17 protein-coding genes are annotated in these 20,347 nt (G+C 58.2%); 4 read left to right on the forward strand and 13 right to left on the reverse strand.

The features are described 5' to 3' along the window. Window positions 1-10: 10 nt before the first annotated feature. From trpS to ahcY, 8 genes are all read right to left on the reverse strand, one after another. Window positions 11-1,048: a tryptophan--tRNA ligase gene (gene trpS / locus DFP90_RS09830; RefSeq protein WP_115936293.1), complete on the reverse strand. Its 1,038-nt coding sequence runs from the start codon at window positions 1,046-1,048 to the stop codon at window positions 11-13. Between the two features lie 160 nt (window positions 1,049-1,208). Then, window positions 1,209-1,529: a thioredoxin TrxA gene (gene trxA, locus DFP90_RS09835; RefSeq protein ID WP_115936294.1), complete on the reverse strand. Its 321-nt coding sequence runs from the start codon at window positions 1,527-1,529 to the stop codon at window positions 1,209-1,211. A gap of 146 nt (window positions 1,530-1,675) precedes the next feature. Further along, window positions 1,676-5,197: a double-strand break repair helicase AddA gene (addA, locus tag DFP90_RS09840; RefSeq protein ID WP_115936295.1), complete on the reverse strand. Its 3,522-nt coding sequence runs from the start codon at window positions 5,195-5,197 to the stop codon at window positions 1,676-1,678. After that, window positions 5,194-8,196 (reverse strand): double-strand break repair protein AddB, encoded by a 3,003-nt coding sequence (addB, locus tag DFP90_RS09845; RefSeq protein ID WP_115936296.1) that lies wholly within the window; start codon window positions 8,194-8,196, stop codon window positions 5,194-5,196. Before addB ends, addA begins: the two co-directional genes overlap by 4 nt. 6 nt (window positions 8,197-8,202) lie before the next feature. Next, the gene (locus DFP90_RS09850) at window positions 8,203-8,961 is read right to left on the reverse strand and encodes a nucleotidyltransferase family protein (protein ID WP_245957025.1); all 759 of its coding nucleotides are present in this window, start codon (window positions 8,959-8,961) and stop codon (window positions 8,203-8,205) included. Next, window positions 8,958-9,461 (reverse strand): tRNA (adenosine(37)-N6)-threonylcarbamoyltransferase complex ATPase subunit type 1 TsaE, encoded by a 504-nt coding sequence (tsaE, locus tag DFP90_RS09855; protein ID WP_115936297.1) that lies wholly within the window; start codon window positions 9,459-9,461, stop codon window positions 8,958-8,960. Before tsaE ends, DFP90_RS09850 begins: the two co-directional genes overlap by 4 nt. A 9-nt stretch (window positions 9,462-9,470) precedes the next feature. Further along, complete coding sequence (locus DFP90_RS09860) at window positions 9,471-11,807, reverse strand: PAS-domain containing protein (RefSeq protein WP_115936298.1); 2,337 nt, start codon at window positions 11,805-11,807, stop codon at window positions 9,471-9,473. Between the two features lie 186 nt (window positions 11,808-11,993). Then, a complete protein-coding gene (gene ahcY / locus DFP90_RS09865; protein ID WP_115936299.1) occupies window positions 11,994-13,283 on the reverse strand; it encodes an adenosylhomocysteinase in 1,290 nt (429 codons plus the stop codon). A 312-nt stretch (window positions 13,284-13,595) separates the two neighbouring features. On the opposite strand from ahcY, the gene DFP90_RS09870 reads away from it, so the two are divergent. Then, window positions 13,596-14,141 (forward strand): carboxymuconolactone decarboxylase family protein, encoded by a 546-nt coding sequence (locus DFP90_RS09870; protein WP_115936300.1) that lies wholly within the window; start codon window positions 13,596-13,598, stop codon window positions 14,139-14,141. Window positions 14,142-14,169: 28 nt separating this feature from the next. Here the strand turns inward: DFP90_RS09870 and DFP90_RS09875 are convergent, their stop codons facing one another. The 4 genes from DFP90_RS09875 to DFP90_RS09890 form a co-directional block, all read right to left on the reverse strand. Further along, window positions 14,170-14,436 (reverse strand): HPr family phosphocarrier protein, encoded by a 267-nt coding sequence (locus tag DFP90_RS09875; RefSeq protein WP_115936301.1) that lies wholly within the window; start codon window positions 14,434-14,436, stop codon window positions 14,170-14,172. A gap of 5 nt (window positions 14,437-14,441) precedes the next feature. Then, window positions 14,442-14,840 carry a PTS sugar transporter subunit IIA gene (locus DFP90_RS09880; RefSeq protein ID WP_115936302.1) on the reverse strand — a complete coding sequence of 133 codons (399 nt, stop codon included), beginning with the start codon at window positions 14,838-14,840 and terminating at the stop codon, window positions 14,442-14,444. 139 nt (window positions 14,841-14,979) lie between these two features. Continuing rightward, a complete protein-coding gene (rapZ, locus tag DFP90_RS09885; protein WP_115936303.1) occupies window positions 14,980-15,861 on the reverse strand; it encodes an RNase adapter RapZ in 882 nt (293 codons plus the stop codon). Continuing rightward, window positions 15,861-16,274 carry an HPr kinase/phosphorylase gene (locus DFP90_RS09890; protein ID WP_115936304.1) on the reverse strand — a complete coding sequence of 138 codons (414 nt, stop codon included), beginning with the start codon at window positions 16,272-16,274 and terminating at the stop codon, window positions 15,861-15,863. Before DFP90_RS09890 ends, rapZ begins: the two co-directional genes overlap by 1 nt. Before the next feature lie 278 nt (window positions 16,275-16,552). On the opposite strand from DFP90_RS09890, the gene DFP90_RS09895 reads away from it, so the two are divergent. From DFP90_RS09895 to DFP90_RS09905, 3 genes are all read left to right on the forward strand, one after another. Beyond that, the gene (locus tag DFP90_RS09895) at window positions 16,553-17,089 is read left to right on the forward strand and encodes a PAS domain-containing protein (RefSeq protein WP_115936305.1); all 537 of its coding nucleotides are present in this window, start codon (window positions 16,553-16,555) and stop codon (window positions 17,087-17,089) included. A gap of 19 nt (window positions 17,090-17,108) precedes the next feature. Next, the gene (locus tag DFP90_RS09900) at window positions 17,109-18,257 is read left to right on the forward strand and encodes a methyl-accepting chemotaxis protein (protein ID WP_147300987.1); all 1,149 of its coding nucleotides are present in this window, start codon (window positions 17,109-17,111) and stop codon (window positions 18,255-18,257) included. A gap of 183 nt (window positions 18,258-18,440) precedes the next feature. Next, window positions 18,441-19,094, forward strand: a complete 654-nt coding sequence (locus DFP90_RS09905) for an HAD hydrolase-like protein (protein WP_115936307.1) — start codon at window positions 18,441-18,443, stop codon at window positions 19,092-19,094. 10 nt (window positions 19,095-19,104) lie between these two features. Here the strand turns inward: DFP90_RS09905 and DFP90_RS09910 are convergent, their stop codons facing one another. Beyond that, the gene (locus DFP90_RS09910) at window positions 19,105-19,950 is read right to left on the reverse strand and encodes a hypothetical protein (protein WP_115936308.1); all 846 of its coding nucleotides are present in this window, start codon (window positions 19,948-19,950) and stop codon (window positions 19,105-19,107) included. Window positions 19,951-20,347: the final 397 nt, after the last annotated feature.

A 20,347-nucleotide genomic window follows, 5' to 3' on the forward strand; every position in this document is an offset into this window, starting at 1 on the left:
GATCCGGCTTTTACTCAGGCCGGACAAATCCGATGATGTCATAGACATCCTGCATAATCGGCTGGGTGATTTTCCGGGCGTCTTCGCCGCCTTTGCACAAGATACCGTCCAGATGGGCCGGATCGGCCATCAGTCGTTTCATCTCATCCCCGATCGGACCCAGGACGGAGACTGCCAGATCGGTCAGGTCGGTCTTGAAATCCTTGAACTGTTTTCCGCCGACCGCTTTCAGCGTTTCTTCCATGGTCAAATCGGACAGTGCGCCGTAAATACCGATCAGGTTCTTGGCTTCCGGGCGGTCTTCCAAGCCCTCTGCCTCGGTCGGCAGCGGTTCCGGATCGGTTTTGGCCTTGCGCAGTTTCTGGGCGATTTCGTCCGGGCCGTCGGCCACATTGATGCGGCTATATTCGGACGGGTCGGATTTGGACATTTTCTTGGTGCCGTCGCGCAAGGACATGATCCGGGCGGCGGTATCCATGATCACCGGTTCCGGCAGCGGGAAGAAATCTTCCGCTTCGAAATCATTGTTGAACTTGGTGGCAATGTCGCGGGTCAGTTCCAGATGCTGTTTCTGATCCTCGCCGACCGGCACATGGGTCGCCCGGTAGGCCAGGATGTCCGCCGCCATCAGGTTCGGATAGACAAACAGGCCGGTCGAGGCATTCTCCCGGTTCTTGCCCGCCTTTTCCTTGAACTGGGTCATCCGGTTCAACCAGCCCATGCGCGCGACACAGTTGAAGATCCAGGCCAGTTCCGCATGAGAGTGGTTCTGCGACTGGTTGAAAAGAATGTTCTTTTCCGGGTCAATGCCGCAGGCAATATAGGCTGCGGTGACTTCCCGGATCGAGTTTTTCAATTCAACCGGATCCTGCTTGATGGTGATGGCATGCATGTCGACCACGCAAAAGACGCATTCATAATCCGCCTGCAGGCGCACCCAGTTGCGGATCGCACCCAGATAGTTGCCCAGATGCAGATTGCCCGTGGGCTGGACGCCGGAAAAGATGCGGTTGGTCGGGGTCGGACCGGATTTGTAAGTCCCGTTCATGGGGTTTGGACTCCCTGATGGGTTAAAGTCAAAATGGTTAAACCGCCTTGGACAGCGGCCGGTTGGGGTTATGGCCGGTAAATGATGGCCGGTCAAAAGAATAAAAGAGCCCCGCCCGTTTCCGGGCGAGGCTCTCAACAATAAGCTTTAATCCCGGATCTTAGATCGAGGATTCAACCCACTGTTCCAGTTGGCTTTTCGGCATAGCACCCACTTTGGTCGCCACAACCTGGCCATCCTTAAACAGCATCAGGGTCGGGATGCCGCGCACGCCGAATTTGGTCGGTGTGTTCGGGTTTTCATCGATATTCAGTTTGGCCACGGTGACCTTGTCACCCATGCTGGCGGCCAGTTCGTCCAGAGCCGGCGCGATCATCTTACAAGGACCGCACCATTCTGCCCAATAGTCCACCAGTACCGGTTTGTCGGAATCGAGGACGGCGCTCTCAAAATCGTCGTCAGTCACTTTAACGGTGGTCATAAATTTAATCCTTACCAAGTTGCGGCCCTAAACGGTATTGCCTGCGCCTGGGCCTTAAGGGGCGATAGCGGTGATCACCCCGATGAATTCTGTTCTAGGGTGACGGAGTGTTTCCGTCGGAACCTCGATTGAATCTAGGTATGGTTTCACGCGCGGTCAAGATGCACATCATCTAGGAACATCAACTTTGGTCCTTCCGTCCAGATCAGTGCGCATCGAACCGGCCTGTCCGGGTAAAGCTGGCGCAGCACATCCCGATAGGCCGCCATCTGTTTCATATAGGCTTTCGGCACCTTGTCCGGATCCATGGGGCTGGGGCGCAAGGTCTTGAAATCCAGAATAATTACCTGGTCGTCGGTGACCAGAAGCCGGTCAACCTGGCCGGAGATTACCTGGGGTGAAAACAGGTCTTTTTTCACCATGCCGACGATGGGTACCTCGGCCCGGCTGCCGGGGCCAAAGGCGGGTGCCAGTTGGGGGTGGGTCAAAACTCTTGTGACCTCCCGTCCAATCTCATCCGCCTGGGGCGCGTCCAGACCATGGCCGGGCAGTGCCAGGAAACGACGCGCGGCCTCTTCCCGCTGCTCCGGGGGCAGATCCGGCAGGGTCTGCAACAGCCGGTGGACCAGGATCCCGCGCCGGTAGCGTCCGGTGCTCTGCTGGCCAAGGGGGGATCGGGCCGGCGGGTCTTCCTCTTCCGGCGCGCTGGGCGCAAGCGGACGCGGTGGCACCGGTTCAGCCGACGGCTTGCCACGTACCCAGTCCGGCAGACTGGCGACTGCTGTCGGGGTGGTCGCCACCGTTTCTTCCCTTGTCACCGGCTGCTCTTGTGCGTTTTCGAGGATCAGCATCTCACCGGCCCATCCGTCGGGATCGAGCGTGCGATTGTCAAAGTCAACGGCCTGCCCTTCTGTGGACAGCCCTTCCCGGACCAGATTATACCAACAATCATCGCGGGGTTTGCGGGCACCCGCCGCGCCACAGACGATCAGTCGGTCCTCGGCCCGGGTCAGGGCGACATAGAGCAACCGGCGGTATTCCTGATCCTGTTTGAGCGAGGCCATCAGACGTGCGTTGCGCCCTTCCCGCTCCATGGTCATGGTATTCGCCACCCAGAGCGGCAGTTCCGCTTTCAAGGCGTCTTCCTTGAGCCAATAAAGCTGCGCGCCCCGGCCCGGCTCCGGTTTCGAGGTGCTGTCCGGCAGGATGACCACCGGGGCCTGCAGCCCTTTGGCACCATGCACGGTCATAATCCGCACTTCATCACGTCCGGCGGCCTCCAAATCGCGCTTGATCTGGGCCTCGCCTGCGGCGAACCAATGCAGGAAGCCTTCCAGCGAGGGGGTATTGCCCTGCTCATAATTCAGGGTCATGGAGAGAAATTCCTCCAGTGGGTCTTCCGCCTCGACACCTAGCCTGGCGATCATGGCCTCGCGGCCGGTGAGGGTCCGGGTCTCCTGCCGGTCCAACGCTGGACAGGGGGCCGCCAGCAGGCCGCCGATCAGCTCAAAGGGCCGCATCCGGTCCATGCGACGGCGCAGGCTGCGCAGCCATTGGCAGGCGGCCTCGAACCGCGGATCATCGCCGCGTGCGCCATTCAGGCGCTGCCACAGGCTTTCCTGGCGGTTATAGGCCAGGGTGAACAAATCATCGTCTGTCAGGCCGACCAGGGGGGATTTCAACACGGTCGCCAGCGAGAGGTCGTCGCCCGGCATCAGCAGGAATTTGGCCAGCACCACCAAATCCATGACGGCGATTTGCTCCGAGAGGATCATCCGGTCGGCCCCGGCCACCGGCACCTGCCGGTTTTTGAGCGCGCGCACAAGCATATCGACGAAAGCGGATCTTTGGCGTACCAGGATCATGATATCGCCCGCGCGCATGGCCCTGCCCTGCGCCGGCAGCGGCTCACGGCCGATCCAATTGGCAATTTGGGCGGCCAGTAGATTGGCCAGCCGCTGTTTCGGGATCCGCTCCACCTCGCTTTCCAGCGGCAAGGTCCAGGGGTCGGGATCGGCGGCCTTTTCCGCCTCGATCAATGGCCAGACCTCAACCCGGCCTGCCTGCCCCTGCCGCCAGGCCTGATGGCGCACGGTTTCGGTCCGCTCCACCAGGCCGTCTTTGGCAAAGTCGGCGGCAAAAACCAGATCGACGGCCCTCAATACTGCGGGTGTCGAGCGGAAGGAGACATCCATCGGCACCATGTCCCAGACCTGCATGGCCTGTTTCACCCGCTCTTCGAAATGCAGGCGCATGTGATGGAATTCCGCCGGGTCAGCGCGCTGGAAACTGTAGATTGACTGTTTGACATCTCCGACTGCAAAAACGGTGCGCGCGCCGGTCTCGTCGTCATCATGGGCACCGTCGCCGGTGAAAAACTCTTCCGCCAGCGCGCCGACCACCTGCCATTGCTCGGGGTTGGTGTCCTGGGCCTCGTCAATCAGGATATGATCCAGCCCGCCATCCAGCTTGAACAATACCCAGGCGACAGCATCACTGCCCCCGGTCAGGAGATCCCTGGATTTTAGGATCAGATCGTCAAAATCCAGCGTGTCCCGGCTGTCTTTTTCCGCCTCATAGGCTTCCAGGATCGCCGCGCCCAGACGTAACAGCCCGGCGCTGGCCCCGGCGGTGATCTGCCGCTTGATTTTTTCCAGCACCCGTTCCTGGCGCTGCTGCTCCTTTTCCAGCACATCCAAAAGATCGGGCCGGTCCTCGCGCAACTTTTTGACCATCAGGTCCTTGACCGGCTCCAGATCGGTTTTTTTCAGGAAGGCCAACCGGTAATCCTCGAAGCTGGCGATCCGGCCCGCCAGGTCTGTTTCCAGCCAGCTTGCGATCAGATCACCTCTGGCCTGATCCCGGCTGCCGCTGCTGGCAATCAGCGCTTCACAGCTTGCTCGCAAACCATCCCGGTCAAAGGCCCCCTCTTCACAGGCCTGGCGGATCACATCTCCTTCCTCCAGATCCGGGGCCGCGCCGATCCTGGCAAAAAGCCTGGCAGCGGCGGCATTGATGCTGCCGGTTGCGTTAATCAGGCGGCGGATGCGGCCTCGTTCGGTGGTCAGGATCTGCATCAGCTCGCCAAACCGGTCTTCGGCGGCGCGTCTGGTGACTTGAAACAGGGCATTGCCTAGGGCCTGGTCGGTGCGTGCCCGGCGTAGCACCAGATCACGCGCCCGGGCCATCATTTCCAGTGCGCTGCGATCATCCAGTACCTGGAAATTGGGCGGCACGCCTGCCTCCAGCGGAAATCGGCCCAACAGCGACTGACAGAAGGAATGCACGGTCTGGATCTTCAAGCCGCCCGGCGTATCAAGCACGCGGGCAAAAAGCTGGCGGGCCAGCACCACGGTGGCCTTATCCGGTTCGCGGCCTAGAAGCTGGGTTAGGTCAGCGACCAGTTTATCTTCATCCTCTGTCGCCCAAACACCCAATAACCGATTGATACGGTTTGACATTTCCGCCGCCGCGGCTTTGGTGAAAGTGATGCAGAGAATACGTTCCGGCCGAGTGCCGGTCAGCAATAGGGAGAGCACTCGGTCGGTCAAAACCTTGGTTTTGCCGCTGCCCGCGCTGGCGGACACCCAAACGGAATGGCCGGGATTGGAAGCGCGCCGCTGAATTATGTTCGGATCCGTAATGAACTGGGAGAGGTTATCGGTCATTCACCATCCTCCCCGCCGGAGACGCGCCATTCTTTCTCCCGGGCCAGATGCTCAAAATCATTGTACGCTCGGGCATATTTCGGCCGCGGGGTTGGCCGGTAGGGGGTGTCGGCCTTGTCAAACCGCTCGATCAGGCTGCGCAGGCCCTCGACCGCCTCCTCCGCCAATTCCATGGCGTTGCCTTTCACCGGTTTGCGCTCACCGGCGGGATCGCCCCCGGACAGCCGCCAATATTCCAGGGTGGAAACATCGCTGCCGCGGATCTTGCCAAAGCCCCCGGCGGCGGCGATGGCGGCCTCCAGCGGCATTTGTGGCGAGACACCGGCCCTGACCAGCTTGTCCGATGGCGGGCTGCCGGTCTTGTAATCGATGATGGCCAGGCTGTCGTCGTGCATCCGGTCTATGCGGTCGGCCTTGGCGACCAGGGTGAAGGGATCCCCTTCCCCATGCAGGATCAATTCACCCCAGCTTTCGGTGTGGCTTTCCAGAATCTCTTTGCGCCGGGCTTCTTCCTGCTGGACGAACCAGGCGGCAATGCGTTGGAAGCGCGGCCACCAGAAGGTTCGCACCGCGGGTTGGTCCAGGCTGTCACCAAACGATTTTTCCCCGATCGCCAGCAGTTTTTCTTCGGCATCAGCCGGCATGGCATCGGGATAGGCCTGAACAAATGCCTCCAAAGCGGCATGGATGAAGGTGCCGCGGTCGGCCATGCCGGGTTCCGCTTCCAGCGGGTCAAGCGGCTCGAGGCTCAAGATCTTGCCGGCATAGATGCTGTAGGGGTCGCGCATCCAGGCTTCGATCCGGGTCACAGAGAGCTTGCGCGGCCGGGCGCTGACCGGTGGGCGCGGTTCGGGCATGGATATGGGCAACCCTGTGGCCTGGCCCAACCGGGCAGCCCAGTCCAGCCAGGGCGCTTGCGGAGCCAGGTCATTTTCCAGGCCCAATGCCTGCAAAACGACCTCCAGGCGGGAGAGCCAGCGCGACGGCACGGTCGGCTGGCCGTCCAGTTTTTCCGCGCGGGTCATTATTACCCGGTCGGCGCCGAAGGCCTGCGAGAAATCATGCGCGGACAAGCCGATCCTCTGTTCCGGCAGCGGCAGCCCCAGCTTGGCGCGCATGGGCCGGGACATCCAGGGATCGGCTTTGGCCTCCGGCGGCCAGATGCCTTCATTCAGTCCGCCCAGGATGACCAGGTCCGGTTGATGCAGGCGCGCTTCCAGCGGTCCCAGGATAAACAGCCTTGGATGCTGGCCATAGCGCGGGCGCACGGCCCGCCCCAACATCAGGTTTTCCAGCAGGGATGGATAATCCCGTGGCACCAGTCTGTCGAACAGGGCAGCGGATTCCTTGACTTCGGTGACAAAGCTGAGAAAGGCCTCACCGGCTTCGCCGACCCATATGCGGTCCCGGCCATGCTCCATGTCGGTTTCAGCCAGCATTTCGGCGGCGGTGAGATGGGATTCCAACAGCGCGCTCAGGCTGCATTCCGGTAATGTCATCACCCCTGCCAGCGGCGCCAGGCATCTATCCAGCCCGGTCAGGAACGCAGCCAGCTCGGCATGCCGTTCCTCGCTGATGGCGTCCTGGTCCCTCAGACTGCGCAGCCGAGCTTCCAGCCCAGCAATGCCGGGGCCGGGCCTGGGCCCGCGCAAAAGATGTTTTTCCGTCAGGCGCACCAAACGTTTATAGGGGCCGGTTTCAAGCCCCGCGCTGCTGAGCGGATGTTTGAGCAGGGCAAGCAGGGAAACCGGGGCGAATTCCCGTGCCGCCGCTTCGGCCAGCAGACGCAGGTAAACCACCGGCGGGCTGGCATTGAGGGGCACGCCAGCGGAATCATCCACATTCAGACCCCAGCGGCCAAGTTCCGCAGTAACCCGTCTTGCCAGGGTCCGGTCAGGGGTTACCAGGGCGGCTGTCTGGTTCGGTGTTTCCAGGGTCTGGCGCATCATCAGGGCGATGGCGGTGGCTTCCAACTGGGCGGTCGGACAGTCAAGGCGGCTGACCCCGGCCAGCAACCCATCGGGCTCCAGCGCGATTTTTCGCCAGGCTTCCGTGGTCTCTGCCGGGCGCAGCGCTTCGGATATCAGTTGAACTCTGCCACTGGCACATGTTGGCTTTTCAAGATCGGATTTTGGCCAGTCGCGCACTTTTGCGCGGGAAATCTCCAGATGGTCCAGCAGCCGGGCCAGGCCAAATTGCGGGTGGGTTTCATCCTGCCGGACTGCCTTCCAGGATTCATGATCCAGATGCCTGTCCAGGCCGGGCAGGATCACCATCCCGCCTTCCATGCCGGCAATGGTTTTCAACAGATCCCGGGTGGCGGGGACGGAGCCGGTGGAGCCTGCCGCGATCAGACGCCCCTTGGGCGGTGTTTGCCGCCAGGCGCTGTTTTGGGCTGCGAGAAGCCGGTTCCGCCGGTCCGCCGGATCCAAACAGCCTTCGTCTGCCAGGATGGCGGGCCAGAATTGGCGCAGGATATCAAGGAAAGCGACCGTCAGCTGCCAATGCTCGGAAAATTCCGCCGCGACCAGATCTTCGATCGCATCCAGGCTGGTCAGCTCTGTCTGGACCTGATCCAGAAGGGTTGCCAGTTCGCCTGCCAGTTTCACCGCCTGGTCTGGGCCGGGCAGCTCGCCATTGGGGTTCGGGCGTTTCAGGATCAGTTGCGCCAGCAGCAACTGGCGGCGCAAACCGCCGATGGCCGGCGATAAGCCGGTTTCGATAAACGCGGTTTCGGGGCCTGAGCCCCCGGCAAGAACCAGCTCTTCCTCGTCCACATCTCCGATTGGCTGCATGCCGGGTAGAACGAGGGCCCGGCCCTGTCCCAAACGCAAAAACGCCTCGCGCAATGACCGGCAGGCACGCCTGGTTGGCAGCAAAATCAATGTGTCAGCCAGCGCCATGACATCACCGCCAGTCTCATCCAATAGCCTTGCCGCCAGGGCTTCGACGAAGGAACGGTCGGCTGGTATGGTGAAGATGCTGTCGGATTGTTCCATGGCGATCTAGCGCGTATTGGATGTGGTCAGGCCATGCCGGATGATGTCGGTGGCGTCTTCCAAGGCGTCGGGGGTGCCCAGGTGATACCATTCGCCATCATGAACCAGGCCAAAAAGCCGCCCGGCCTTTTCAGCCTTGTCATAGATCCGGTTCAGGGAAAAGGCGCCGGGCTGTTCTCCTTCCAATAGGCCGGGCTTTAGGATCTGGACACCGGCAAAAAGAAAGGGGGCCACCTCTGTTTCCCGGCGGCGGGAAAGACTGCCCTGGCCATCCATGTGATAATCGCCAAAGCCTTGATAGCCAAAGGCGCGGAAGGTGGGTTGCATCAACAGTAATGCATCCATTTTCTTCGGATCCCAAAAGGCTTCCAGGCGTGCCAATGCAGGTATCGGGCCCTCCAGCCAGACCGTGTCGGAATTACAGACCAGAAGCGGTTTTTCACCCAGCAGGGGCAGTGCGTTTAAAACCCCGCCGCCGGTTTCCAGGATCTCTTCTTCTGGGGAAAAGCGGATGCGGGGATCGCCTTTGAAATGATCCTCGATCATATGGCCCAGATAATGGGTGTTGATCACCAGATCCTCTATGCCATGTGCCTTGATCCGGTCCAGGCACCAATCGATCAGGGCTCTGTCCAACAAGGGTACCAGGGGTTTTGGTCGCTCCAGGGTCAGGGGCCGCATGCGTTTGCCAAAACCGGCGGCTAGAATCATCCCGGTTGTGATGGCGTTTTCTGATCCCCTCGACAGTCTCATACCCTGCTTCATGCCGAGTTGTCCCCGACGAGGCCGACCAGGCGGGTGGCCCAGCGCGGATCCTGGGAGGAAAGCGTGATCAGCCGTGCGCCCTCGCCGGCCTGTCCGTCTTGCTGGATAGAGAGGTCCAGCCGGTCATAGGGCAGCCATGGGCCCAGCCGGTCCGGCCATTCAATCAATGTGACGGCGTCGGCGAACGCATCTTCTATGCCCAGTTCCAGGGCATCTTCCGGTTCTTCCAGACGATAAAGATCCATATGCCAGATTTCGCCATCGGGAATTTCATAACTTTGCACCAGAGTGAAGGTCGGGCTTGGCACATCGGTGTCCGCCCCCAGGGTTGCCTGGATGATGGACCGGGCCAGGGTGGATTTCCCCATGCCAAGATCGCCCCACAGACAGACACAGTCGCCAGGCTCCAGCAACGGGGCCAAAGCTTGGCCGAATGCGGCGGTGGCCGGTTCCCCAACGGCAGTTTTGCTCAAGAAAGGTTTAGAAGAATGATCAGACATATTCTGGTTTTAACCCTGGCCATGGGCCTCAGCAACCGTCAACTGGCCGGCAATTGCCTGAATGGATTTCAGATCACAAATCACGGCAAATCCACCGGCATGATCAGTATCAAGACTGACTTCCCCCTGATGCAGGTCGATGAGGCTTTTTGCCAGCGCCAGACTCAGCCCGGCCCCGGTCCTGAGCGCATGGGGATCGTTGCCGGTGAACCGACGGATCAGCAATTCCCGATCCTCTTCCCGATCCGGTCCATATTGCCCGGCAAAAACCAGTCGTAGCCGGTCTTCGATATGTTCCACATCCACATCGATCTGGTTGCGCGGGGCAAAGCTGACCATGGTTTCGAGGATATTGCTGATCGCCCGGGACAACCGTCCGCCATCACAATGGAAGGTGCCCTCCGCACTGCCGGTTTCGTCCTTCTTGACCCGGTTGATGACCAGATGCGACTGGCCGTTGCGCATTTCCACCTGGTGGACCGCCTGATCCAGGATATCGCAGACAGGGACTTCCTCGCATTCCAATTCCAGGAAACCGGCCTGAATTGTGGCCAGGTCCAGGATATCGTTGATCAGGTTCATCAAGGTATCGGACGCATCCAGAATATGGGTCACATGATCCATTTGGCGCGGGTTTAATTCACCGTAATACTCGCTTTTCAAAATCGATGAAAAACCCTGGATGGCATTGAGTGGCGTGCGCAATTCATAGGAAACATTCGCGATAAATTGCGATTTTAGCAAATCTGCTTTTTCGAAAGCGGCATTGCGCTCTTCCAGCGCGCGCTCGACACGGACCGTGTCGGTGACATCGGAATAAAGCACGAGACATTGGGCATCGGGCAGCGGCACGTGGGCGACATTGATGACATGGCCGTCAACGCGCGTAACCCGACGGGTCAATGGTTTGGGTTCGGTGAAATGCAGGATCAGGGACTGTTTCTGGGACGCCCATTCCTCGTCGTCGATTTTCGGGAACCAGCGGCTTCGGGTGAAATCCAGCATTTCGCTGATATGGGGGCCGCGCTTGAGAAAATTCTCATGATAGCCCCACATTTGGACAAACGGTTCGTTCCAGATCCTCAACCGGCCATCCCGGCCCCAGACCGCCACCCCTTCAAACAGGTTATTCAAAGTTGCCTGCTGTACCGCGATCAGGGTGTTGTAGGACCGTTCCAGGGCCAAACGGTTGGTCACATCCTCGAAAACCAGCATCAGCCCGCCGAACGGATGGGGCGTAGTCACCACCCGGATCGTGCGCTCGTCCGGCAGATGCAGCAATTCCTCTTCCGGTTCGATCAGCTTGATGAATTTGGATTCCTGCTCATGCTTGTAGGCAGGGAAATCAACAATTTCCGGCAATTGGCGTTGCGCACGCAACAGTTCCAGGATTTCTCCATAACCTGGATTGCCATTCAACTGGCTGGCACTCAGGCGCCAGAGTTTCAGATAGGCCTCGTTAAAGAATTTCAGGCGTTTGTCGGTGCCAAAGACGGCAATGGCGGTGGCCAGGTTTTCCAGTACCTGGTCATGGGCGGCAAGGTGCATGGCCAATGTGGATTGCATTTCTTCCAGATTGGTTACATCAACCGCGAAACCGCCGATCCGGGACCGGCCGGGACCGATGGAGGCTTCTGTGAAATCCAGCAGCCGACGGTTCGCATTCAAAACGACATAGTGGCTTTCGGACTGCGGTTCCGCCGACTTGCGTGCTCGCCGGGCAAGGGCCTGGCCCTTGTCGGTGATGCTGCCGGAGCCGAGTTCTTTCTGGGATTCGATCACCTTGTCTTTTTGCAACTCCAGCATATCGGCAAAGGCCTGATTGCAGCCAATCAGGGACAGATCCTCATCCCGCCACCAAATCGGCATCGGCAGCAGATCAAACAGGCTTTTGAAAAAACTGTTTTCACGTTCGGAATCCGCATAGGCCTCACTCAGCCATGCGGTTGTGGTAGCATCATCAATCCAGATGGTGATATCGCCCCGGCTGTTGGCGCGCCCTTCCAGGTTCAGGGTGCTGTTCCCGCTTTGGCTATCGAGGGTGAGCGAGAAGGATTCGCCCATGGTCCGCAAGGAGGCCAGGGATGGGTCGAAAATTTCCTGATGTTCCTGGCTGAAGGCGGTGAGCAGATCATCCAGGCTGTTGATTTCTTCTAGCTCCAGCAGTTCGCGCGCCAGTTTGGTGGCACTGACCCGCGGGCCGCAGGTCCAGATGATTCCGACCGGGGCCTGGATCAAGCGCTGGCGGAGCCTGTCCCGACTGCGGCGCAATTGCCAGATATAATATCCCGACAGTCCCGCGAGCGCCAAAAGAACGGCAACCAGTATGGTTTCCAGCAAGGACATGACGTCTCCATCAAAACAATTCGGCCGGGATCACTGAGCCCCTCAATGGGTAGAGTAATGGAAAGAACCGGTTTGGGACAAGCAGTTGCTGGTTCTTGTCACCAGGCACAGCATCACCGGGTAAAAAAAGACGGGCCCCTGCGTGGGGCCCGTCTCTGCTGTCAGCGGTTGCCGTAGCAAAAATGCTTAGTAGCGGTAGGTTTCCGGTTTGAACGGGCCTTCCACCGTCACGCCGATATAATCGGCCTGTTTCTTGGAGAGCTTGGTCAACTGTGCGCCGACTTTGGCCAGATGCAAGAATGCCACTTTCTCGTCCAAATGTTTCGGCAGGACATAAACCTGACGCTCATAGGCCTGGTGGTTGTTCCAAAGTTCGATCTGGGCCAGGGTCTGGTTGGTGAAGCTGGCGGACATGACGAAGCTCGGGTGGCCGGTGGCACAGCCCAGGTTCACCAGACGGCCTTCGGCCAGCAGGATGATGCGTTTTCCGTCGGCAAACTCAACTTCGTCAACCTGCGGCTTGATGTTGTGCCAGGTCATGTTGCGCAGGCCTTCGACCTGAATTTCATTGTCGAAATGGCCGATGTTGCAAACGATCGCCCGGTCTTTCATTTGACGCATATGATCGACGGTGATGATATCCACGTTACCGGTTGCGGTGACAAAAATATCGGCGTTGGGCGCAGCCTGTTCCATGGTTACGACCTCATAGCCTTCCATGGCGGCCTGCAGGGCGCAGATCGGATCGGCTTCGGTCACCATTACACGGCAGCCGGCGCTGCGCAGGGATTCCGCGGAACCTTTGCCGACGTCACCGAAACCGGCAACCACGGCAACCTTGCCCGCCATCATCACGTCGGTGCCGCGACGGATCGCGTCAACCAGGCTCTCACGGCAGCCATATTTATTGTCGAATTTGGATTTGGTCACGGAATCATTCACGTTGATCGCCGGTACCTTCAGGGTGCCTTCGCGGGCCATTTCGATCAGGCGGTGAACACCGGTGGTGGTTTCTTCGGAAATGCCTTTGATGTCTTCCAGAAGATGCGGGTATTTGTCATGCAGGATCTGGGTCAGGTCGCCGCCGTCATCCAAAACCATGTTCGGTACCCAGCCGTTCGGGCCTTCGATGGTCTGCTCGATGCACCACCAGAACTCTTCTTCGGTCAGACCTTTCCAGGCGAAAACCGGGATACCGGCCTCAGCCATGGCGGCAGCGGCCTGATCCTGGGTAGAGAAGATGTTGCAGCTGGACCAGCGGACTTCCGCACCAAGCGCGGTCAGGGTTTCGATCAGAACAGCGGTCTGAATGGTCATATGCAGGCAACCTGCGATCCGGGCACCTTTCAGCGGCTGGGAAGCGCCATATTCCTCACGCAGAGCCATCAGGCCCGGCATTTCGATCTCGGCAATGTTGATTTCTTTGCGGCCCCAGTCAGCGAGGCTGATATCCGCAACTTTGTAATCGGCAGTCATCGGGTGTCTCCAGAAAATAGGCTTGGCCGGGCCGAGACCATATCACGGACCGGTTAACGAGGTCTTATCTGGATGCTTCTATAACAGTGGGAACTGAGAGACGCAAGTGAATATAAACTTATCTTTATATATATGCGAAATTGGTTGAGATCATTGCCTGCCCCGCACCCTGTCTGGCGGTTTTCAAAAAAAATAATCTTTTGATGTCACATGCCCGCACTCTGTCTCGTCCTGATTAGGGTGACATGTGCCGGGATGCAGGTGAAGGCATTCGGTGAAGCATGATTGGTATAAACGGACAGGGAATGGATTATGTTTAGGTTTTTTATCCGGCAGATGATTTTGAAATTCGGAAAGCGTTATGACTATGACGTGGATTATATGCTCCACATGCTGGAACGGACACCGGGGGTAATGAACGGCCTGAATGCCATGTCCAAGCTTTCAAGCTATCGGAAAAAGACACCCTTGAACGCCCATATGGCGGCACGGTTGCAGGGGGTATTGATGGAAGATTGCGGCCCCTGTGTCCAATTGACGGTGGATATGGCGCTTGAGGCGGGTATGGCCCGGGATGAGATTGAAGCGGTCCTGACCGGTGATCTTGCTGCCATGGCCGAGGATACGGCGCTGGGATATCGTTTTGCCGCCGCCATCCTGGCGCGGTCAGATGACCAGGATGTCGCGCGGGCGGCGGTACGGACGGCTTATGGTGAGGAAGCGGTGATCGAAATCACGCTGGCAACCCAGGTCAGCCGCTTCTTCCCGATGATCAAAACCGGGCTCGGTTACGGTCAAAGCTGCAGCATGGTTACACTGGGAGAGCGTAAAATCACCATGGAAAAAGATGCGGCGTAAAGCCGGCCCATCGATTTTTATTGGGTGGTCAGTCTTCGTGAAAGCCAGCTTCGATCAGTTGGGTCAAGGCAGTCAGCGCCGCGTCGGCTTGCGGGCCTTGTGCTTCGATATGGACCGAGCATCCCGGGGCGGCGGCCAGCATCATCAATCCCATGATCGACCGCCCGCCAACTGATTGGCCGTCCTTTGAGACTGTGACCTGAGCGTCGAAGGTTTCCGCCAGTTTTACGAATTTGGCGGCTGCCCGGGCATGCAGACCACGGCGGTTGACGATTTCCACATCCTGTCCGTTCATGCCGGTCACTCGCCCAGGAGCTTGCTGGCGATGTTAATGTATTTTGCGCCCGCATCCTGGGCGGCGGCGACGGCGACCTCCAGCGGCTCGGTATTGCGCACGCTGGCCAGTTTGATCAGCATTGGCAGATTCAGGCCCGCGATCACTTCCACCTTGGCCTTGTCCATGATGGAAATTGCCAGGTTGGACGGGGTGCCGCCAAACATGTCGGTCAGCAAGACCACCCCCTCACCGCTGTCGACCCGGCCAACCGAGCTCATGATATCGGCGCGCCGCTGTTCCATATCGTCGTCGGGTCCGATGCAAACGGCTTCGACCTGCTCCTGGGGGCCGATCACATGTTCCATGGCGGCGACAAATTCCTGTGCCAGCTTTCCGTGGGTGACGAGAACCAATCCGATCATGTAAGTCTCATTCAGTGATTAAGGCAGAAAGGGTGGGCCGATTTCCAGGTGTTAGCGGTTAGGACCCGAACCGCCATCATTTCACGCTGTCCGGTGCCGTCAAGCCAAATTCTCTATAGGGCTATGCCGGCGGGTTTTGTCAGGCTTTTTCAAGCTCGATATGGAAGACATTGGCTTGGAAATCGCTATTCTCCCGGACCCATTTGGTCAGTCGCTCGGCTAGATAGACCGAACGGTGCTGGCCGCCGGTACAGCCGACCGCGATGGCCAGATGGCTTTTCCCTTCCGTTGCGTAGCGCGGCAGGGTCAGTCGCAACAGCCCGGTCAGCGCGCCAAAGAAGCCGGGAAAGTCCGGGTCGGCGGCGACATAATCGCCAACGGCCTTGTCCCGGCCGGTAAAGGGCTTCAATTCGGGATCGTAATGAGGGTTGCGCAGGAAGCGGACATCGAAAACCAGATCGGCATCACGCGGTATGCCCTTGCGATAGGAAAAGGAAGAGACCGAGACCGTCATGGATTTTGACTGATCCGCACCGGCCAGGGTTGAGACCTTGTCCCGAAACTGCCAGACGGTCAGGCCGGAGGTGTCGATCACATAATCGGCCCGGTCCAACAGAGGCCGCATCATCTGCCGTTCCATCCGGATGCCGTCGGCAACAGGGCGATCCTGGGACAGGGGATGCGGGCGCCTGGTTTCCTTGAAGCGGCCGATCAGGGTGCCCTCATCGCAATCGATGTATAGGACTGAGACATCATAGGGTGAGTCCGCATGCAAGCGGTCCATTTCCTCCTGGATGGCCTCGACCGAAAAATCACGGCGGCGGATATCGATGCCAACGGCGAGCGGCCTGTCCAGGCCGTGTGCCTCGGCTTCGTAGGCGGCCAGGCGGGACAGCAGGCTGAGCGGAAGGTTGTCAACCACGTCAAAGCCGCAATCTTCCAGCGCCCGAAGCGCGGTTGTGCGGCCGGCACCGGACATGCCGGTAACCAGCATAAGCCTGGGTTTTTCCATTTCCGTCATTATGTCACCTGTTGCAAAGCAATCCGTATTTTGGCGGGTGTTGATGCATGGAAACCACATACCAGAATGAGCGGGATATGAACACCGAGGAATTCCAGGTTCTGTTTTTCCGGCAGTCGTTCGATCTCATGATCCGGAACCAGCTTGGCAATCAGGCGGACCGGCAGGGCGGTTTGATGGGGCATTTCCACAATGCCGACCCCGCGTATCTCCATCTTGCCGGCAATGGTGTGTGGCGGGCTGGCCAGCAACCGGTTTTCTATAACGGTCAGACAGGTCCTGTCATCGGCAACCAATTGCGCGCCCTGGTCGATCAGGCGCAGGGCCAGATCGGATTTGCCGGTCCCGGACGGACCGGTCAACATGACCGCATGGCCGTTTATGGCAACCGTTGTGGCATGGGTCTGTTCCATCAATCCAATCCGCCGACACGAGCAAAAAAATGATCTCACCCCGTTATAGCGTCGGCGCCTCCCCTATTGAAATACCTCTAATAGGTAAAATCCCGGATGAAAGGGGTTTTCATGTCATATGGCTGTAACTATACCGGTTTCGGGTCCCTGCCTTGCGGGCCGGGCCGGTTAGCTTTTTGTAAAGTAATATTGATTTAATACAGTACCGGGCACCCTGTTGTTTTTGTTGCAGGGTCAAGTCGATCCGTCTGAAAGCATTCTGGGTTTGGGTGAAAGAAATGGGTTTATATGGAAATGCGGTTTTGAGCGGCCGGGAACGCCGTTTTCAGCCGAACCAGGTCATTGTCTCGAAAACCGATCTATCGGGCAAATTGATCTATGGGAATAACCTGTTTTATGATTTGTCGGGCTATGATGAAAAGGAATGCATCGGCCAGCCCCACAATATCATTCGCCATCCTGAAATGCCGCGGGCGGTTTTTGATCTCTTGTGGAAAACGCTGAAATCGGGTGAAGAGATTTTTGCCTATGTGAATAACCGGTCGAAAAATGGTGATCATTATTGGGTCTTTGCCCATGTTACGCCCAGCCGCGACCAATCCGGCCAGGTGATTGGCTATCACAGCAATCGCCGGGTTCCCGATCAGGCGGTGCTGGAAAACAAGATCAAGCCGCTCTATGCCCAGCTGTTGGCGGCGGAAAAATCGGCCGCCTCCCCACGTGAGGGATTAGAGAAGTCCGGTGCTGTCCTTCAGGCGCTTTTGAAGGACACGGGCATGGCATTTAACCAGTTGATGTTCTCGATGGGTATTTGAGGATTGGGGGAGTTTGACGATGTTTGGCAATAACAGCCGCGAGGTCAGCCGGGCGCTGGCGATCATGAAGAAAATCGCTGCCGGGGATTTCGAGCAACGTATCACCGATATCAAGGCAAAAGGCGAGCTTGGCGAACTTCTCCATACCATCAACGATTTGGTGGATCGGTGTGACGCCTATATCCGCGAATCCCAGGCCTGCATGAGTCATGTGAGTGACGGGGCCTACTACCGGAAAATCATTGAAACCGGCATGCAGGGTGCGTTCTTGAATGCCAGCCGTACGGTGAATGAAGCGTTGGACAGCATGAAAACTGCGACCGAGGGGTTTGTGACGGCGACCGAGGAATTCGAGAATACGGTGGGGTCGGTCGTTTCCACCGTTTCGAGTGCCTCGACCGAGCTGCAATGCGCCTCTGAATCCATGACGCGCATTGCCGGTTCCACCAGCGAGCAGGCAACGGCCGTGGCGGCGGCCTCTGAAGAAGCCTCGAAAAATGTGCAGACGGTGGCCTCCGCATCCGAGGAATTGACCGCCTCCATCGGTGAAATCAACCACCAGGTTGAAACCGCAAGCCGGGTGGCATCACAGGCCAGTGAAACCACGGCAGCCGTGACCGCTAAGGTTGAGGAATTGGAAGGGGCCGCGGAATTGATCGTGAATGCGGTCAAGATCATCACTGATATCGCCGAACAGACCAACCTTCTGGCCTTGAACGCTACCATTGAGGCGGCCCGTGCGGGCGAAGCGGGCAAAGGCTTCGCGGTGGTGGCCAATGAGGTGAAGAATCTCGCCAACCAGACCGCATCCGCCACAGATGAGATTGGTGGTTATGTGAAAGGCATCCAGGAAGCCACCCGCGAAGCGGTGGCCGGTATGACGGACGTTTCGGATATGGTTGGCCAGATCAACCAGGCCAATTCATCTGTTTCTTCGGCCGTGGCCCAGCAATCGGCGGCGACAGCGGAGATCGCCCGCAATATCGAGCAGGCATCCGCCGGCGCGCAGGAAGTGAACAGCAATATTGTTCAGGTCACTGAAGGGGCCCAGGAAACCGGATCGGCCGCCGCCCAGGTCAATAGTGCCGCCTTGGAACTGTCCCAGCAATCGGAAAGTCTGCGCAACGTGGTTGACGGGTTCCTGGTGTCTGTGCGCAAGATCCTCTGAACGTCAATTGGTGCTGCCCTCACTATCGCCGCCGTATCCGTCCGACTCGCTGCGCCGGTATTTTTCATCGCCTGCGCCAGACAGGGAAGTCCTGCGGCTGAGAAGAAATCCGACCGCGCCTGCGGGAATGTTGAACCATTGGATCATAAGGCCGGTCGGTTTTTCAAACTTTTAGGACTATATATGAAATCCATCCTCTTCGACCTCGACGGCACGATTATTGACCCCAAGATCGGGATCTTGAAATCGATCCAATATGCCCTGGAAAAACTGGGCGCGGCGGTTCCGGGGATCGAGGATCTGCGCTGGTGTATCGGGCCGAGCCTGCGGGTCAGTTTCCCAAAATTGCTGGGCATTGAGGATAAGGCCACGATTGAAGAGGCGGTGCGCCTCTATCGGGAGCGGTTCAAACCCACCGGCCTTTATGAATATGAGCCCTACCCGGGTGCGATGGATGGGCTGGCCGCGTTGGCGAGCGAATACCGCCTGTTCCTGGCAACGGCCAAGCCGCAGGTCTATGCCGCAGAGATTTTGCGCCATATGGGGGCCATTGATCATTTTGAAAAAGTATATGGCGACGATATGGAAGGCACCTTTACCGACAAAGGGGATCTTCTGGCGTTCATTCTGGAAGAACAGGGGCTTGCTGCGAATAGCTGTGTGATGATCGGTGATCGCCATCACGATATTCAGGCTGCCACACGCCATGGCATGCCGTCGGTTGCCGTTTCCTATGGTTATGCCCTGGACGGCGAATTTGACGATCACCCGCCAACCGCCATCAGCCATGGTTTCCATGACCTGTCCGATCGCATTGGTGAAATCCTAGCGGCCTGAGCCGCGAAGGTCAGGCGAATTGCCGCCGGTCCTCTGCCAGCGCGGTCTGCAGGTTGCGCAACAAACCGGCGCCGTCCTCACCATAACGCAGAACCAAATCCCCCTCTTCCTCGGCGAGCTGTTCAAACAGAGGGCTATACAGGGCGCCCGTCAGCATATGAAACTCCCAGTCGCCGAAGAACCAGTCGCCATCCTGTTGGCTTTTATCTGTCAGATGGGCAATGCCGTTGGAAATCACGCTGATCATCCAGTTGCGGCGTTTGGGGCAGTCCAGGAAGTAGTGGGCGGCGCGCACCAGGATATCGTCAGCCATGTGATTGGTTTTCGGGTCGGAATAGATCTGGTCCCAATGGAATTTCCGGCCCGCATCCTCGCGTTTTTCCAACACGATATCACGGCACTCAGCCTCACTGTCTTTCAGGACGCCGGGGCCGACCATCTGTTCCAGGGCCGCATGCAATGGTCGGATGATGGCACGGGAAAGATGCTGGCCGGGAATGGGGGTATCGCCTCTGGCTGGCAGCAGGGGGGCGAACCGGTGCACAATCATGCGATAGAGCGGATGGGTGCGATCTTCGTCCCAGATCACACTTTCAACCGTATCATGGATATCGGCCCAGCCCTTTTTGATGATGCCCTGCAATTCAGGATCTTTCATCGATTTCATATCGTTGAGCAGAGTATGCATGTCATAGCCGGAAATGTTGCCCCTTGTGGCGGCGATCTGGTCGCTTAAGCGGCTCTCCATCAAATCCATCACCTTCTTGACCGTGTCGGCAAGCTGGCTTGGGCCGATTTCACTGCTGATTTCAGGGGCGGCCGACTGGGGATGGCCGGTCTTTTTCATAGGCACCATTCTGAAAAATCCTGTCAACGAGAGGGTCCTCTGGCACGAAGACGGAAATGGCAGGGCACTGCCCGGGCCCAGCCGGTGTTCTCCTCATGGTCTTGCCGAGACATAAGCTTGAATGCCCGCCGTCGCAGAAATTGACGAGCCGGTGGGGCAGGTAGTTCTTGGATCAAAGGCCTGTTCCCCCAATGTTCCTGATGATCTTCGTCGAAATCGGCGGCCCCTGCCCCAGGCTGCCTATTCCAGATCACCTCAAGTTTATCCAAACCACGGACTACATCCTATCATAGAGTTAATGCTTTGTTAACAAAATAGGCTTGTCAGATCTGACAAATTGACCGGTAGCGAGGAGGAAAAATGAGCTGATTGTAGAGGCTATCGGGAAATGGTTAGGTCTTAATCC

Origin of the sequence: Aestuariispira insulae (assembly GCF_003385955.1) — a bacterium.
GTDB lineage: Bacteria > Pseudomonadota > Alphaproteobacteria > UBA8366 > Aestuariispiraceae > Aestuariispira > Aestuariispira insulae.

Coding starts and splice junctions, on each gene's coding strand:
- addA (WP_115936295.1), bottom strand. CDS start 5,197: ATGACCGATAACCTCTCCCAGTTCATTACGGATCCGAACATAATTCAG.
- rapZ (WP_115936303.1), bottom strand. CDS start 15,861: ATGACGGAAATGGAAAAACCCAGGCTTATGCTGGTTACCGGCATGTCC.
- DFP90_RS09895 (WP_115936305.1), top strand. CDS start 16,553: ATGGGTTTATATGGAAATGCGGTTTTGAGCGGCCGGGAACGCCGTTTT.
- trxA (WP_115936294.1), bottom strand. CDS start 1,529: ATGACCACCGTTAAAGTGACTGACGACGATTTTGAGAGCGCCGTCCTC.
- DFP90_RS09850 (WP_245957025.1), bottom strand. CDS start 8,961: ATGAAGCAGGGTATGAGACTGTCGAGGGGATCAGAAAACGCCATCACA.
- addB (WP_115936296.1), bottom strand. CDS start 8,196: ATGGAACAATCCGACAGCATCTTCACCATACCAGCCGACCGTTCCTTC.
- tsaE (WP_115936297.1), bottom strand. CDS start 9,461: ATGTCTGATCATTCTTCTAAACCTTTCTTGAGCAAAACTGCCGTTGGG.
- ahcY (WP_115936299.1), bottom strand. CDS start 13,283: ATGACTGCCGATTACAAAGTTGCGGATATCAGCCTCGCTGACTGGGGC.
- DFP90_RS09875 (WP_115936301.1), bottom strand. CDS start 14,436: ATGAACGGACAGGATGTGGAAATCGTCAACCGCCGTGGTCTGCATGCC.
- DFP90_RS09860 (WP_115936298.1), bottom strand. CDS start 11,807: ATGTCCTTGCTGGAAACCATACTGGTTGCCGTTCTTTTGGCGCTCGCG.
- DFP90_RS09880 (WP_115936302.1), bottom strand. CDS start 14,840: ATGATCGGATTGGTTCTCGTCACCCACGGAAAGCTGGCACAGGAATTT.
- DFP90_RS09900 (WP_147300987.1), top strand. CDS start 17,109: ATGTTTGGCAATAACAGCCGCGAGGTCAGCCGGGCGCTGGCGATCATG.
- trpS (WP_115936293.1), bottom strand. CDS start 1,048: ATGAACGGGACTTACAAATCCGGTCCGACCCCGACCAACCGCATCTTT.
- DFP90_RS09870 (WP_115936300.1), top strand. CDS start 13,596: ATGTTTAGGTTTTTTATCCGGCAGATGATTTTGAAATTCGGAAAGCGT.
- DFP90_RS09905 (WP_115936307.1), top strand. CDS start 18,441: ATGAAATCCATCCTCTTCGACCTCGACGGCACGATTATTGACCCCAAG.
- DFP90_RS09890 (WP_115936304.1), bottom strand. CDS start 16,274: ATGGAACAGACCCATGCCACAACGGTTGCCATAAACGGCCATGCGGTC.
- DFP90_RS09910 (WP_115936308.1), bottom strand. CDS start 19,950: ATGGTGCCTATGAAAAAGACCGGCCATCCCCAGTCGGCCGCCCCTGAA.